This is a genomic window from Clostridium sp. UBA2485 (genome assembly GCF_002341865.1).
In the GTDB taxonomy this organism is placed as follows: domain Bacteria; phylum Bacillota; class Clostridia; order Clostridiales; family Clostridiaceae; genus Clostridium_J.
Map to the genome: position 1 here is coordinate 89,347 of NZ_DDOV01000033.1, position 16,084 is coordinate 105,430.

Annotated in this window: 13 protein-coding genes; 4 read left to right on the forward strand and 9 right to left on the reverse strand. The window is 27.5% G+C overall.

The genetic code is table 11. From position 1 onward, the window contains the following. Window positions 1-158 precede the first annotated feature (158 nt). From B3603_RS05425 to B3603_RS05460, 8 genes are all read right to left on the reverse strand, one after another. Complete coding sequence (locus tag B3603_RS05425; protein ID WP_291561687.1) at window positions 159-1,400, reverse strand: Y-family DNA polymerase; 1,242 nt, start codon at window positions 1,398-1,400, stop codon at window positions 159-161. A gap of 224 nt (window positions 1,401-1,624) precedes the next feature. Beyond that, window positions 1,625-2,329, reverse strand: a complete 705-nt coding sequence (locus tag B3603_RS05430) for an MIP/aquaporin family protein (protein ID WP_291561689.1) — start codon at window positions 2,327-2,329, stop codon at window positions 1,625-1,627. A 31-nt stretch (window positions 2,330-2,360) separates the two neighbouring features. After that, window positions 2,361-3,845, reverse strand: coding sequence for a glycerol kinase GlpK (gene glpK, locus B3603_RS05435; protein ID WP_291561691.1), 1,485 nt, complete (start codon window positions 3,843-3,845; stop codon window positions 2,361-2,363). Window positions 3,846-4,107: 262 nt separating this feature from the next. Beyond that, window positions 4,108-5,625 carry a VanW family protein gene (locus B3603_RS05440; RefSeq protein WP_291561693.1) on the reverse strand — a complete coding sequence of 506 codons (1,518 nt, stop codon included), beginning with the start codon at window positions 5,623-5,625 and terminating at the stop codon, window positions 4,108-4,110. 394 nt (window positions 5,626-6,019) lie between these two features. Next, complete coding sequence (locus B3603_RS05445) at window positions 6,020-7,381, reverse strand: VanW family protein (RefSeq protein ID WP_291561695.1); 1,362 nt, start codon at window positions 7,379-7,381, stop codon at window positions 6,020-6,022. Window positions 7,382-7,485: 104 nt separating this feature from the next. After that, window positions 7,486-8,949, reverse strand: coding sequence for a sensor histidine kinase (locus B3603_RS05450; RefSeq protein ID WP_291561697.1), 1,464 nt, complete (start codon window positions 8,947-8,949; stop codon window positions 7,486-7,488). 210 nt (window positions 8,950-9,159) lie between these two features. Further along, the gene (locus tag B3603_RS05455; protein WP_291561700.1) at window positions 9,160-10,002 is read right to left on the reverse strand and encodes a 4Fe-4S binding protein; all 843 of its coding nucleotides are present in this window, start codon (window positions 10,000-10,002) and stop codon (window positions 9,160-9,162) included. Beyond that, window positions 9,995-10,132 carry a CD1871A family CXXC motif-containing protein gene (locus B3603_RS05460; protein ID WP_291561702.1) on the reverse strand — a complete coding sequence of 46 codons (138 nt, stop codon included), beginning with the start codon at window positions 10,130-10,132 and terminating at the stop codon, window positions 9,995-9,997. The genes B3603_RS05455 and B3603_RS05460 overlap by 8 nt, the downstream gene beginning before the upstream one ends. A gap of 508 nt (window positions 10,133-10,640) precedes the next feature. On the opposite strand from B3603_RS05460, the gene B3603_RS05465 reads away from it, so the two are divergent. Both B3603_RS05465 and B3603_RS05470 read left to right on the forward strand, forming a co-directional pair. Continuing rightward, window positions 10,641-11,171: a DUF3267 domain-containing protein gene (locus B3603_RS05465; RefSeq protein ID WP_291561704.1), complete on the forward strand. Its 531-nt coding sequence runs from the start codon at window positions 10,641-10,643 to the stop codon at window positions 11,169-11,171. Between the two features lie 45 nt (window positions 11,172-11,216). Continuing rightward, window positions 11,217-11,711 (forward strand): CPBP family intramembrane glutamic endopeptidase, encoded by a 495-nt coding sequence (locus tag B3603_RS05470; protein ID WP_291561707.1) that lies wholly within the window; start codon window positions 11,217-11,219, stop codon window positions 11,709-11,711. Between the two features lie 520 nt (window positions 11,712-12,231). On the opposite strand, the gene B3603_RS05475 is transcribed toward B3603_RS05470, so the two are convergent. Next, window positions 12,232-13,332, reverse strand: coding sequence for a TlpA family protein disulfide reductase (locus B3603_RS05475; RefSeq protein WP_291561710.1), 1,101 nt, complete (start codon window positions 13,330-13,332; stop codon window positions 12,232-12,234). A gap of 339 nt (window positions 13,333-13,671) precedes the next feature. Here B3603_RS05475 and B3603_RS05480 point away from each other — a divergent pair, with 339 nt between their 5' ends. Together B3603_RS05480 and argH are read left to right on the forward strand one after the other, a co-directional pair. Then, window positions 13,672-14,865: an argininosuccinate synthase gene (locus B3603_RS05480; protein ID WP_291561712.1), complete on the forward strand. Its 1,194-nt coding sequence runs from the start codon at window positions 13,672-13,674 to the stop codon at window positions 14,863-14,865. A gap of 23 nt (window positions 14,866-14,888) precedes the next feature. Further along, window positions 14,889-16,084 (forward strand): argininosuccinate lyase (gene argH, locus B3603_RS05485; RefSeq protein WP_291561714.1); only part of this gene is annotated, 1,196 nt, incomplete at its 3' end.

Below are 16,084 nucleotides of genomic sequence, written 5' to 3' on the forward strand. Positions count from 1 at the left end.
GAGGTGAAAAACTAGCAATTATATTGCTAGTTAAAAAATCCATTAAAGAAATTATTTTGATCAAAAATAATTTCAACCTTAATTGTGAATTTTGCATTGTGAATTGAAATACTCAGATTTGTAGCTATATTCAGATATACATTAATTTTCAAAGTAATTTATCTATATAGTTCTTCCTCCGTTCTTCCACTTATAGGCTTAATGCCAGAATGTAAAAAAGATGACTTCATTATTGATTTATTTCCATATTTATCTCTTATACTATCTATGGTTTTCTCTAATACAATATACTTTTCATCCTCTTTTTTATCAAATAATGAAAGTTGCACACCAAAATTTTCACTAGCTATTGATGTATTCACTGCTAAAAGCCTAATAGGTTCACCATGCCAAAGTTCATCAAAAAGCTTGCAACTTATCTTGTAAAGTTCATTAGTGCTATTAATAGGGTTTATAATTTTTTTCTGTTTTGAGTAATTTATAAATTCACTGTTTCTTATAGATATGGAGATCACATTACAATAATTGTTACTTTTTCTTAATCGCATACCTAAAGTTTCACATAAAGATAATAGAATTCTATGAGCAGTTTCTCTATCTTCTACATCAAAAGGAATAGTAGTTGAGTTTCCCATATTTTTATTTTTATATTTTTTATTAGCATCAATTACTGAAAAATCAATGCCATTAGCATAATTATGAATCATGTTACCATAACTTTTAAAGAAATATTTTAATTTTTCTATATCATATTTTGCTAAATCACCTATAGTGTTTATATTAATTTTCTTTAATTTTGGTAATGTTGCCTTTCCTACCATAAATAGATTTTCTATAGGTAACTTCCACATTTTACTTTCTATCTCTTCTTTAAAAAGAGTATGAACCCTATCAGGTTTTTTAAAATCTGATGCCATCTTTGCTAAAAGTTTGTTAGAAGATATACCTATGTTCACCGTAAATCCCAATTTTTCTTTTATTCTATCTTTAATTTGATGAGCTAGGCTTATATAATCTTCTCTAGTATACTTCTTATTAGTAACTTCTAAAAAACACTCATCTATAGAATACTGCTCTAATAATGGACTATACTCTAAAAGTATCTCTATCATAGCTTTACTGCATTTATTATATAATTCAAAATCTCCATGAACCACTTTTAAATTAGGGTATTTCTGGAAAGCGGAATATAAACTTTCCCCAGTTATAATATTATATTTCTTTGCAGGTATAGATTTAGCTAATACTATACCATGTCGCGATTTTTCATCTCCACCTATCACTGATGGTATTTCTCTCAAATCTATTTTCTCTCCTTTTTGAAGTCTATAAACTGCTGTCCATGATAAATAAGCAGAATTAACGTCTATATGAAAAATACACTTATCATAATTCTCCATCTTTACTACCTCTCTCAATATTCATATAATTTTAATTATATAAGAACGTACGTTCTATGTAAAGTTAAATTTCCTATCACGCTAATTAACTTTACTAGAAATATTAAAAACTTAACAAAGCCCTCAAAGTTATTGAATCACTTAATAATTGCTAAAAACTTTTTGATACAAAAAATTAAAAATATAAAGGAGCTAGAATTTCTCTAACTCCTTTGTATCTTAAATTAAAAAATTCCGTTAAATACCAATGCTGCTACAATTCCTCCTAGTATTGGTGCTACAATTGGTATCCAAGCATACCCCCAATCTGAATCTCCCTTACCCTTTATTGGTAAAATGGCATGAGCTATTCTTGGGCCTAAATCTCTAGCAGGATTTATAGCATAACCAGTGGTTCCACCTAGAGTTATTCCTATTACCCAAATTATTAATCCTACTACCAATGGTGAAATTCCATCTACCATTTTTGTATTTGCAATTCCCAATATAGCAAATACAAGGACGAAAGTCCCTATAAATTCACAAATAAAATTATTTACTGTATCTTTTATTGCTGGAGCAGTACAAAATACTCCTCTCTTAGTGTCTTTATCCTCAGTAGCATCAAAATGATTTTTATAATAAATATAAACTAAACATGCCCCAATGAAAGCTCCTAACATTTGACATAAGATAAATAAAGGAACATCTGCCCAAGGAAATTTTCCTATTGCAGCTAAACCTAAAGTTACTGCTGGATTAAAATGTGCTCCTGATATAGGTCCAAATATAAACACTGGAATTGTTACTGCTAAAGCCCAGCCAGTAGCTATTACTATCCAGCCTGAACCATTGGCTTTGGATTTATCTAAACATACATTTGCAACTACTCCATCTCCTAGAAGAATTAAAAGCATTGTTCCCAATAACTCTGCTAAATAAATTGACATAATATATCCTCCTTAAATTAGATATCTACTCTTATCGCACCAATGATCTATTAACTGCTTCATGCCAACCTTCTAAGAGTTTTTCTCGCTTTTTCTCCTCCATATTAGGCTCAAATCTCTTTGAAATAGCCCAATTTTCGCAAATTTCTTCTTTATTTTTCCAATAACCTACTGCTAAACCAGCTAAATAAGCAGCTCCTAAAGCAGTAGTTTCTATTACTTCAGGTCTATCAACTTGTACTCCTAATACATCTGCTTGGAATTGCATTAAGAAGTTGTTTGCACAAGCTCCTCCATCTACTTTTAATGCCTTTAATGTTATTCCTGAATCCTCTTCCATTGCTTTTAATACATCATAAGTCTGATAAGCTAGAGATTCTAAAGTAGCTCTTATTATATGCTCTTTTTTTGCTCCTCGGGTAAGACCTACAATGGTTCCTCTAGCATATTGATCCCAATAAGGAGCTCCAAGACCTACAAATGCTGGTACCATATAAACTCCATTAGTATCTTCTACTGCTGTAGCATATTCTTCAGAATCTTCTGCTCGTTTTATCATTCTTAACTCATCTCTTAGCCACTGAATAGCTGCTCCTGCTATAAATATACTTCCTTCTAAAGCATATTCTACCTTACCATCTGCCCCCCAAGCTATTGTAGTTAAAAGTCCTTTTTTAGAATTAACAGCCTTTTCTCCCGTATTCATAAGCATAAAACAACCTGTTCCATAAGTGTTTTTTGCTGTTCCCGGTTGGTGACAGCACTGTCCAAATAAGGCAGCCTGCTGATCTCCTGCAACCCCTGCTATAGGAGTTTTAGCTCCTAATAGTGAATGATCAGTATAACCATAAACATGACTAGAAGGTTTAACTTCTGGTAGCATTGATTTTGGTATATTTAAAATACTTAAAATTTCTTCATCCCATTTTAGTTCATGAATGTTGAATATAAGAGTTCTAGAAGCATTAGTGTAATCTGTAACATGAACTTTTCCCTTAGTCAAATTCCATATAAGCCAAGTATCTATAGTACCAAATAAAAGATTGCCTTTTTCTGCTTCTTCCCTTGCTCCTTCTACATTGTCTAATATCCATTTAATTTTCGTTCCTGAAAAATAGGCATCTAAAATAAGGCCTGTTTTTTCTGTAAACATCTTGTCTAATCCTTTTTCCCTAAGCTCATCACAAATTTCCGCAGTCCTTCTACACTGCCAAACTATAGCATTATAAACAGGTTGTCCAGTATGTTTGTTCCAAACTACTGTAGTTTCTCTTTGATTAGTAATACCAATAGCAGAAATATCTGTGGCGGTTATCCCTAGTTTTGCCATAGACTCTGTTGCAACACCCAATTGAGTAGACCAGATTTCTATAGGGTCGTGTTCTACCCATCCTCCCTTAGGATAAATTTGAGTAAATTCTTTTTGCGCCACACTTGCTATAGTCCCTTTTTCATTAAAAATTATGCATCTTGAGCTTGTTGTTCCTTGATCCAATGCCATAACATATTTTGCCATGTTCATCCCTCCCATAAAAGACTTTTGATTATCGTATTATAGTATATTAAAAAAGAGTAGCTAATTATAACCTGTCTAAAAGTTTTAATTTATTACTCTATTTCTAAACTAAAATTTAAAATTCATAAAATAATATCTTTATTATAAACTGTAATTACAATATTGTAAAAAAAAAACTAAGATCATAGATCTTAGTTTCTTGCATTATTGTTCATTAATTGTTATTAAATTATTAATTATTGTTTGATTGTGCATTGTTACTTTAATTAGGCTTATTTTTATCTTTTTCTTTTTCTTTTTCTTTGTCTTTTTCTTTATCTTTATTTTCATCTGGTTTTGAAGGTTTAGCAGCTTCTGCCTTTTTAGTACCTCTTTTAACTATTTGAGGAGTTGGAGCATAAGTATCATTGTTCATAAGCTCCCTTGAAATCTCTACATCATTCTGATAAATTACTCTATAAGCCTTAACCTTATATCCTTCCATACCATATTGCTGAATAACTTCTGTTCCTTCTTCTAAAGTTGAATCCTCTTCAACTTTAGTTTCAAATGGAGTAGTTGCATAAGTCTCACTATAAAACTCGTATCTTTTTCCTGTAAGTAAGGCTGAATTAGAGTAAATATTAAAACCAACACTACTATTACCTGCATATCCCTCAATATACATTGGATATTTTGTGTTATTTGTAAATACATAATCTAACCATCCATAAGCTATAGCTGCATCTAACCCCTTTTCAACATAACCTACAGGAAGATTATGATTAAGTCTTGAATCTGGAAGTATTCCAGCTCTTAACACTGCATTATGAAGAGTTGTAGATACTTGACATACTCCTCCACCATAATCCTTTTCAAACTTATCCCCTATAATTACAACACCTTCTAAATATCCTTTGTCAGGGGTTGTATCACCTACTATAGTATTAAAACTAAAACTATCTCCTGGCATTAATAAAGTTCCATTTATAGTATTTGTACTTATTTCTATATTTACAGCTCTTGCCTGAGTTGAATTTTCGTAGCTTGTACTAAAATCTGATATTTTGGTATTTATCTTTTCAAGTTCTGCTTTTGTTATTGTTGGTTTATCTTCTACAAGTTTTGCTTTAACTTTAACTTCAGCTTCTGTTTCTTTTGAAGAAGTTATTGCTTTAGTTATTTCCTCCTGTAGTGATTTAGAATCTAGCTTCATACCTGTTTGCTCAGGAGTTATGTCAAATCCATCTCCAGCTTTAGCTATTTTAGCATTAACTTTATTTTTATTTAGTTCACTTTCCATAGTCTTAATTTTATTCTCTATTATTTTATTATCATAAGTAAATTTTAGCTGATGATCTTTTTCTGTAGGATTTTTAATCATTTTAAACTTTTCCATTACTCCCTTATCTTTTCCCTCTTCAAATGCAGACTTTACTGTATCCTCTAAATTAAAGTTTAATTTCATATCAGCATAATTAACTACATAGGATTTATCTCCAGCTGTCATAATTAATTTTTTCTGCTCTACACTTTTCTTGTACTTTTCTTCTATTAATTTTAACGCTTCTTCTTTTGTTTTACCGGAAAGGTCAATTCCTTGAATTTTCATTCCTGGATAAATAACACTTTCATAATTATCAACCGTAGTTTTAACGTAGAATACTCCACCAATTGATATCATTAATAAAGCTGCTATTAAAGAAATTATAATTACTCTTCTTTTTTTAGCTTTAGCTTTCTTTTTCTTTTTAGAAGTTCTACTTTTTACTACAGTATTATTTTCTAAGTTTGTGTTCATGTTAAAATTCCTTTCATTGAAAAATTTTCCCTAACCCGAAGTAAATAAATAATTGCTTAAATAAAATAAATTTAATAATAAATACACCTATAGTATATCATAAAATGTTTTAGCTTTCACTTTGTAAAAACCCACATTTTATATGAGCTAAAGCGATTTTAAAAGTTTATTTCATACATTCGATTGATGTTGTTAATTTTTATAAAAGTTTAAAAGAAATATATCTTCATTATATATAGATATTAATTGATTTCAAAATAAAAAGTGTAACAAATCTATTACGATATAATTACACTTTAAACATATTTAAAATAACTATTGCTGTATGTTAATCTATTTTGAATCTTTAACTAGCTACTTTATTTTCATAGCTCTTATTAAGACCATCTAATTCTTATTTAGTTCCCTTAGCTATAACTTTCTTCACCGGTTTATAAAAATCATCATTTAAAAGAATTTTATCTTTTTTTTCTCCATTTTCATACTCTGTTCTATATACCTTCACCTTGTAACCTGCACTCCCAGGATTTTTAATTTTCTCTTTACCTTTTTCTATAGTATTATCATAGACATATTCAGTAGATATAGGATATTTTCCATATATATCTTGAGAAAATTCATAACTTTTACTTTTTAATGATGAGTTTGAATATATATTAAAAATTACATCGTTATCTGTAACAGCACCTTCTATATATATTGGATAATTTAAGTTATTTTTAAACTTGTAATCTACATCACCATAAGCAACAGTTGCATCCATCCCTAGCTCTGTATAGCCTACAGGCATATTATGATTTAATCTTTCTGTGGGTATTATACCTGTTTTTAACACAGCATTATGAAGAGTAGTTGAAACTTGGCATATTCCTCCACCTAATCCTTGTTCTAGCTTATCTCCTATTATAACTGTAGCAGGTAAATATCCTTTATCCGCAGTTGTATCTCCTACTATCTTATTAAAACTGTACTCATCTCCAGGCATTAGTAAAATTCCATTATTAGCATAGGTAGCTATGGATATATTTTTAGTTCTAGCGGGAGTTGAAGGTTTATAGCTGGTTTTAGCAGAAGCAATTAATTGATTTATGTTTTCTAACTTCTTCTTCGTAATCTTGGGTTCTTTAATTTCAAGAGGAATATTATATCTATATGATTCACCAATATGAGAAATAATTGCATCATCAATTTGACTTTTTACTTTTTTCTTATTTATTTCTTCTTTAACAACCTCAGAAGTTATATGAAACTTACCATTTTTTCTAGTAATAGAAGCATTTTTTGCTTTGTTATTTAAAGATTTTTCTGCGGTAGATAATATTTCATCTATAGATTTATTATTATAAGTAAATTTAGCAGTAAACTGTTTTTCTTGTGGTTTTTTTATAGTTAAAAATTTACTACGAGTGTTTTGGTCCTTACCATAGTGAAAAGCCTCTTCTACTATTTCTTCTATGTTATAATTTATATTTAAACTATCATAGGGAATATTGTACTCTTTTCCCTTACATACTAATGTTATGGAATTATTTCCCAAAGGCTTGTCATATCTTTCTTTAATAAACTCTAAAGCTTGTTCTTTAGTCATATTTTCTACATTATATTCTTCAATTTTTACTCCTGGATATATAATATTTTCATATGCACTTACTACACTATAAACGTAGACAAAATAGCTTACTATAACTATTATAAAAATTAAAATTATTGTAATTATTCCATATTTTTTTTTAAAGACATCTCCTTTACTTTTCATATTCTCCTTCCTCTCTAATATTATTTACTTTTAATATAATATTAGAGTGTGTAGTAATTATCAAAATATACTGATAAAAATTAAAGACTCTTTAAATTCTATAGCTACATATATATATCGGAAAATTCTATCTCTATCTTTTTCATATTTATTTCTTTACCTTCAGTACTGATGAATTCTTCATTTTCAATAATAGTTTTAGGAAGTAATATTTTAAACTTACATCCTTTATTATGTTCACTTTCTAATTTTATTTCTCCATTATGCATTTCTACTAAAGATTTCACTAGCGAAAGCCCTATTCCACTTCCTTCATTCACCCTAGTAAAGGTATCAGTTACTTGAGTAAATCTATTATAAATTTTATCGTGCATATGCTTAGGAATTCCTATTCCATTGTCTTTAACAGATATTATTATATTATTTTTATCTTCACTGATGTAAACTTCTATTTTCCCAGTATTTTTAGTAAATTTAATGGAGTTAGATAATAAATTTAGCATTATTCTCTCTATCATTTCTATGTCACAAGCTATAATTTTTTCTTCAAATTCGGTATCGAACTCAACATGAATATTCTTATCACCAGCAAAATCTACTATAGACATTGTTATATCTTCAATTATACTCACTATATTATAATTTCTAAGTTTAACTTCTAAAAATCCAGCTTCTATCTTACTCATATCAATTAAATTGTTAGTAAGTTTAATTAATCTATAACAGTTATTCTTCATATTAGTTAAATAAACTAAGTTCTTATCATTTTCCTTATTATGTGCCTTATGGCAATTTAATTCTAAGAGTTGTACACTACTAAATAAAATATTAATTGGTGTTCTTAACTCATGAGAAATATTTGCTATAAATTCAGTCTTTAATTTATCTAATTCATAAATTTCTTGAATGCGTTTTTGAGTTGAGTTAACTTCTTCTTGTAATCGCTGTACTTTATTATTATAGGATCTCTCTTCTTCAGCTAAAGTTAATAAAATCATACATAGTGAAAAAATAAGAGTTTGAAGAATATATGCTACTATATCAACATAATAATGTTTTTCTAGTATAAAAACCCATGAAAACCCAAAAATCATTTGTATAATTGGAAAAATTATACTAGAAATTCCAAAACAATATGTATTAAAGGAATTATCCTTTTCTTTTATTATTTTAATTCCAAAATATATGTAAATAAGCATTAATACTATTTTGTGTAAGAATACACTTAATGGATGAAAAAAATTTAATGATAAAATATCTATAATTATTAATGACAATGCCCCATATTTAATTTTTTTTGATATATCATTATTTAAAAAATTATTTAATGCTAAAATAGCTGCAAAGTTTCCAAATAAAAAGCATAAAACAGAAATATTATTCAAAATCCATGAATTATTAAAAACATAAAAAGTAAAAGTAAAAATAGTAGTAAGTATTCCAAATATATGACTAATAGACATAAGATTAATATATTTTTTATGATGATTTATATTGAAAACTATAAAAACAAGTGCTAATGTAGCATAAAATAATAATAATATGAGATAAAACGTACTATTATCCATGTAACCCCTCTTTAGATTTATTCTATTACTTTTATATCTTAACAGAATTGGTAAGAATTTTAAATATGTAAAATTTTACAATTATATATTCAATTAAAGTTTTAAATTGACTTCTCTTTGAAATGATAAAGTCAATTTTTATAAAAAATAGCTGTTGAACTTTATCCAACAGCTTAAAATTATATAATTAATATTACAGCTTCACCTAATTCATTCTAATATGCCACTTTTTATTGCTTTTCTCGGACAAGCTTTTACACAATCACCACATCTTATACATTCTCCAGTATTAGGCTTTTTATATACTTCTATATTAAGTTTACAAGATTTTGTACATACTCCACATTTGGTACACTTGTCCTCTTTTATTTTAAGCTTATAAAAACTTATAGGATTCATAAGTGAGTAAAAAGCTCCTAAGGGACAAATATATCTGCAAAATGGCCTAAATATTATGATTGATGCTAAAATTACAATTATTAATATTGCCATCTTCCATGCAAATAAAAATCCTATAGCACTTTTTAAACTTCCATTTGTTAAAACTAATGGAATTCCTCCCATTAATGTGCCTGATGGACAAATATATTTACAGAAAAATGGGTCACTTATCCCCAATTCATCTTGAAATAAAAATGGTAGCAATATGACAAAAACAATTAAAATTACATATTTTAAATATTTTAAAATATTATTGATTTTTTTAGGAACTTTGTATTTTAAAAAAGGTATTTTATGAAGTAAATCCTGCACTAATCCAAAAGGGCAAAGCCATCCACAAATGAATCTTCCTAATAGAACACCAAAAGCACTTATAATCCCTAAAATATATAATGAAAAATCATATCTTATACTTCCTATAACTGCTTGCATGGAACCTATGGGACAAGCACCTAATGCACCTGGGCAAGAATAACAATTTAGTCCTGGAACACAAATACTCTTACTACTTCCTTTATATATGTTTCCTTCTAAAAATCCTTTAAAATATCCATTGGTAGCAATAGTAAAAAGAAATTGTATAGGATGTCTTAACTTATTACTTTTACCCAATTCCTATACACTCCAAACAAATATTAACAGCTTTTTTAAGTACAGTTCTATGCTCCCCTCTCATTGAACCTAACACTATAAGAAATATACTACCAATTAATATTCCATATTTTAAAATTTTATCTTTCAAATTTTCCTCTCCCTTTAAATATTAACTAATAATATATATGTAATAAATTAAAGATTAATGTATATAGCTTTATGGGGATCAATATAAAAAGTTAAGATATACTCTGAAAAATAAATTTTCTATAAAAATAGCTTAATGCTTTAAAAATTGAGTATTAATAATTTAGGATGAAGAATTTAGGTAGAAATTCACCCTTAGTGAATTTCTAAAATAATTATTCAAAAATGTAAAGATATTTTATATTAGTCAAAAATGATACTCCCTATAAAGGCTATCTCAATTTACTCAAATATAAGATATATTGAAAATTTAAAGTTTTATTATAAATAAATATATGCAGCTTTGCTAAAATATCTACTATTTTATTGTAAACCAATAGAATCATAATATAACTTTGTGTTATATTATATATTTTATGCTATAATTTGTAATATTAAGTGTTTTTAATGTAAAACACTTAATGATGGATTTTGCCCTTAAAATAAAAGCAAAAATGGAGTGTTTAAATATGAATTGGAAGCCGATTGAAATCAATTCCTCTAAAGCTAAAATAATAATTTCTATCCTATTGTTATACCATGTAACAGAGTTATTAATCATAAAGGCAGGTGTAAATTTAAATGAAATATCATTTTTTCAGAGAGTTCTTTGTGCTGTTGGTATTTTAATTATTCATGAAGGGATTCATTTTGTTATAGGTGCGATTTTAGCAAAAGATAGAGGAAAAACCCACATTGGATTTATTCCAAATAAATTAGCCTTTTATATGAATGTAGATGGAACTTACAAGTTTTATTGCCTTATATTAAACTTATTAGGCCCATTCTTAATTTTAACCATAATATTGGGTATTTTTTTATTTGCTTTTAAAGTGTACACTCCACTATTATGGATTATAGTATTTTATAATTCATTTATGTCAGCTTCAGATATTTATAATTCAATTTTTATAATAAAAAACTTTTCTCTATCAACAAATTTTAAACTATCTGAATTTATTCTATATTCTAATGATATTCAAAAAACTATAAATCAATAAACTATATTAATAAAATCTAAAAATTTAAAGAACAGGATGATTAAAATGAATATATTTAAAAAAACAGATAACTTTTTCAATAAACTAAATGCAACATCATTTATTACTATTATGACAATAATTACATATGTTTTAAATATTCTTCTTGTTTATATAGTTTTTAAAACTACAAATGTAAGACCTAGAGACTCTTATGGTCCTGTGAAAATATCATTACTTGGTTTACTATCTCCGATTATTATAGGACCTTGGATAGAAACTGTATTATTCCAAGGACTTATCTTTTATATATTTAGTACTACAAAGAATTTAAATCGACCAGTGATTAAAGTTCTTATATCCGCTCTATTTTTTGGATTGTATCATATATTCTATAGTCCTTATTATGCAATAATCTCATTTTTTTCAGGAATTATATTTGCTTATTCATGTTTACTATATGAAAAAAAGAATAGCAGCCCTATTAAAGTAACAGCACTAATTCATGCCGGAAATAATACTCTTGCATTGTTTCTACCTTTACTTATCACTAAACTGTAGATAAGTAATTCGTGAAGTGAAGGTATAGTATGATTGATAACCTACTTTACAGTTTGCATATAATTTTAGTATTATCTTCATTTTCATACTTTATTAAAAATAAGGATAGGATATATATGATATCTTATTTTAGAATTGAATCCGCAGAAAATAAAAGAATAAATTCTTAAAAATTTAAAATAGAATATCCTATACTAAATCATTTTTATTTATAATTTGGGATTATTAGAATTCTTTTTTAAAATCAAATTCTATAACTTTTCAATTGTATTTCCAGTCATCTTTATTTCAAACTATAGATTATTAAAAAAAGATTTTAAAAATATCGAATTCAATTATTTATATAAGTAATTGTATCTCTTTTTACTAGTTATATATTATTAGCATATTGGATATATATTTTTTTATTGGAGTAAGTGTTTGGTTCATTCGGTGTGATGAATTTATTATCTACATTGAAGATAGGAATTAATTTATAAAATTAACTCCCATCTCAATTATAAAGTATACGTTATTTTTATTATTTTAAGTCTTCAATTGCTTTGTTCAATATTTCTTTATAATCTTCTTTACTTCTCGATCCTGTTACAACTTCACCAACAATTTTACCTTCGCTATCCACAAAGAAAGATGTAGGGTATCCTGCTATTGAACTTATAACTTCTTTTTTGAATTTATCGTCTGGAACTAAATTTACAAATTTAACACCTTTTGTTTCTATTATTTTCTTAGCAGCAATTTCATTGTCTTCGTCTGGAGTATCTCCTATTATTCCAATTACACTACCGCCGCTTTCTTTAACTTCTTCAAATAGTGCTTGAAGATCTGGCATTTCATTTATACATGGTCCACAAAATGTGGCCCAAATATTTACCATTGTAATTTTATTGTCTTTAAATAGTTCTTTACTATTAATTTCTTTGCCATCTAAATCTTTAAGCTTAAATTCTATCTTATTTAGAGCAGTAATAGCTTCTTGAGGAGTTATTGGTTTAAAGGTTGTAATAGACTCTTTAATATTTTTAATATCATCATAAAGTTCTTTATAAGCTTTTTTTCCTCCTTCAGATAACTCACTATCATTAAAATCCCCATAACAAATATAGAAAACTAATCCATCATGAGCTGCTATTTTATCATTGTTCTTTTTACCTGTTTCTTCCGCAAACTTTTCTTCTGCTGGTACTTTATCTTCTTTATAAACTATTACATCAAATAAAGGTGTTGCTTTACTAAATATTTCTTTTATTTTATTACTTTTTTCTTTAGGATCTTTTTCTGTTTCACTGACAGTTTCATATTGTTTTATAAGTTCATTAGATAAAAAACTATATCTTAATCCCCCATATATAGGTTCATCAGGATTATCTGGATCTCCTAAACCTCCTAGTAAAATATTATCATCATAATTTTTCCATACATCTGCCATTTTGAATTCTATACCCATGTCATTATATTTTTTCCATCCTTGTTTCTTCTTTTCTTCATCATTCTTTCCATCTGATTGTGTTGTTTCTGGTTTTCCTGTATTCTCTTTCTCGTTATTTTTTGATTTTCCACAGCCTAATAGAGAAAATGTAACTATTGTAGCCATAGCCAATGCAAGAATTTTTTTCTTCACTCTAATCTCTCCTTATTCTCTTTCTTATATAACAATATTCATAAATTTTATATTTAATTCATAAAAATAGATTTCACGACTTTTATTTATGGGAAATTTAGGAACTCTTATTTATACAATTGCAACTGTATATTAATGCATAAAATCATGTTAATATGCATAACATAAAAATATTTTATTAGAATAAAATATGATAAATCCTTGAAAATACTTGATTCAATTAACTTTTTATGATTTAATGAAATATTGTTTTGTGAATATTTTTAAATAAATATTGCATAATTATAAGTTTTTCTGTATAATGATTTTTAATTTATAAAAATAAGGGAGATGATTATTATGAAGGATAAAGTTGTACTAGCATATTCTGGAGGATTAGATACCTCTATAATAATTACATGGCTTAAGGAAAATTATGATTTAGATGTTATAGCAGCCTGTATAAATGTTGGTCAAAACGACAATATGGAAGCGATTAAAGAGAAAGCAATTAAAAGTGGCGCACAAAAAATATATGTGGAGAACGTAACAGATGAGTTTGTAGAAGATTATATATTTAAAGCACTGAAGGCAGGCGCTGTTTATGAAGAAGATTATTTATTAGGTACTGCACTTGCTAGACCGTTAATGTCTAAAAAATTAGTAGAAATAGCACATAAAGAAAATGCTAAATATATTTGTCACGGATGTACAGGTAAAGGAAATGATCAAGTAAGATTTGAAACTGGTATAGCAGCCTTTGATCCAACAATACAAGTTATCGCACCTTGGAGAATATGGGATATTACTTCAAGAGAAGATGCCATAGATTATGCAAATTCTAGAGGAATAGAAATAACAGTTACTAAAGATAAAATTTATTCAGAAGATCAAAATATATGGCATATAAGCCATGAAGGTGGCCATATAGAAGATATTAAAAATGAACATAAATCCGATATATACACCATGTCCGTTTCACCAGAGAATGCTAAGGATAATCCAGATTATGTAGATATATATTTTGAAAAAGGTGTTCCTACAAAAATAAATAATGAGACATTATCTCCTGTTGAAATAGTTTCAACATTGAATAAATTAGGTGGAGAAAATGGTATTGGTATAAAGGATATATTAGAAAATAGACTTGTAGGTATGAAATCAAGAGGTATATATGAAACACCAGGTGGAACTATACTTTATGAAGCTCATAAGGCTCTTGAGAAAGCAACATTAGATAAAAATACAATGCATTTTAAATATATAGTATCTCAGAAATATGGTGAACTTGTGTATAATGGTTTGTGGTTTGATACATTAAAAGAATCTTTAGATAGTTTTGTTGATAAAACTCAAGAAACTGTTACTGGTAACGTTAAATTAAAGCTTTATAAAGGAAATATAATCTTAGCAGGAATACACTCTAAAAATGCACTTTATGATGAAGAAGTATCTTCTTTTGGTGCTAGTGAATTATATAATCATATGGATTCAGCTGGATTTATAAATTTATTTTCTCTTCCAACTAAAATTAAAGCTTTTAAAAAAATATAAACTTTAGAAAGTAGGGATAGCTAATGAATCTTTGGGGTGGACGATTTAAAAAAGAAGAAAGTAAGCTTATGGAAGACTTCAATAGTTCACTAAGCTTTGACAATATATTGTACAAAGAAGACATTGCTGGCAGTATAGCTCATGTAAAAATGCTAATGAAGTGCAATATTTTATTAGAAGAAGAAGGTAAATTAATAATACAAAGTCTTAAGGATATTTTAAAAGATATAGAAAGTGGAGTTTTAAAATTAGAAGGAAATTACGAGGACATACATAGCTTTGTTGAAATAAATTTAATAAATAGAATTGGTGACATTGGTAAAAAACTTCATACTGGTAGAAGCAGAAATGATCAAGTAGCGGTAGATTTAAGATTATATGCAAAAAAGAAAGCTATAGAAATTAAAAATGAAGTAGAAAATCTTAAAAACACTATATTAGAAGTTGGGGAAAAAAATAATTTTATTATGCCCGGATATACTCATCTTCAAAGAGCACAGGTAGTAACCTTTAAATATCATATTATGGCTTATTATAGTATGTTTTCTAGAGATAAAAATAGAATAGAAAATGCTATAAATTTACTAGATGAAAGTCCACTAGGATGTTGTGCACTTGGCGGTACTACTTATGAAATAGATAGAACCTTTACTTGTAAAGAACTAGGTTTTAAAAAGCCAGTAAACAACTTTATGGATGGAGTAAGTGATAGAGATTATGTAATAGAACTCATATCTTCCTTTTCTATAATTATGATGCATTTAAGTAGACTAAGTGAAGAACTTATTCTCTGGAGTAGCAAGGAATTTAACTTTATACAAATAGATGATAAATTTGCGACAGGTAGCAGCATTATGCCACAGAAGAAAAATCCTGATGCTGCAGAACTTATAAAGGGAAAAACAGGAAGAGTTTATGCAAGTTTAATGTCTATATTAACCACTATGAAAGGTATTCCTTTGGCTTATAATAAAGATATGCAAGAAGATAAAGAAGTTTTCTTTGATGCTATTAATACAGTTTTAAGTTGTATTAAAGTAATGAATGGCATGTTAGGTACATTAGAAGTTAATAAAGATGCCATGAAAGAAGCCATAAAAAAAGGCTTTTTAAATGCTACAGAAGCTGCTGATTATTTAGTATATAAAGGCATGGCTTTTAGAGATGCACATAAAGTAATCGGTGAAATAGTATTGTACTGTGAAGAAAATAATAAATC

What these genes read in the sequence shown, in the direction of transcription:
- B3603_RS05425 (WP_291561687.1), bottom strand. Translation starts at nt 1,400, where the DNA reads ATGGAGAATTATGATAAGTGTATTTTTCATATAGACGTTAATTCTGCT.
- B3603_RS05445 (WP_291561695.1), bottom strand. Translation starts at nt 7,381, where the DNA reads ATGAAAAGTAAAGGAGATGTCTTTAAAAAAAAATATGGAATAATTACA.
- B3603_RS05470 (WP_291561707.1), top strand. Translation starts at nt 11,217, where the DNA reads ATGAATATATTTAAAAAAACAGATAACTTTTTCAATAAACTAAATGCA.
- B3603_RS05440 (WP_291561693.1), bottom strand. Translation starts at nt 5,625, where the DNA reads ATGAACACAAACTTAGAAAATAATACTGTAGTAAAAAGTAGAACTTCT.
- B3603_RS05450 (WP_291561697.1), bottom strand. Translation starts at nt 8,949, where the DNA reads ATGGATAATAGTACGTTTTATCTCATATTATTATTATTTTATGCTACA.
- B3603_RS05480 (WP_291561712.1), top strand. Translation starts at nt 13,672, where the DNA reads ATGAAGGATAAAGTTGTACTAGCATATTCTGGAGGATTAGATACCTCT.
- B3603_RS05465 (WP_291561704.1), top strand. Translation starts at nt 10,641, where the DNA reads ATGAATTGGAAGCCGATTGAAATCAATTCCTCTAAAGCTAAAATAATA.
- B3603_RS05430 (WP_291561689.1), bottom strand. Translation starts at nt 2,329, where the DNA reads ATGTCAATTTATTTAGCAGAGTTATTGGGAACAATGCTTTTAATTCTT.
- glpK (WP_291561691.1), bottom strand. Translation starts at nt 3,845, where the DNA reads ATGGCAAAATATGTTATGGCATTGGATCAAGGAACAACAAGCTCAAGA.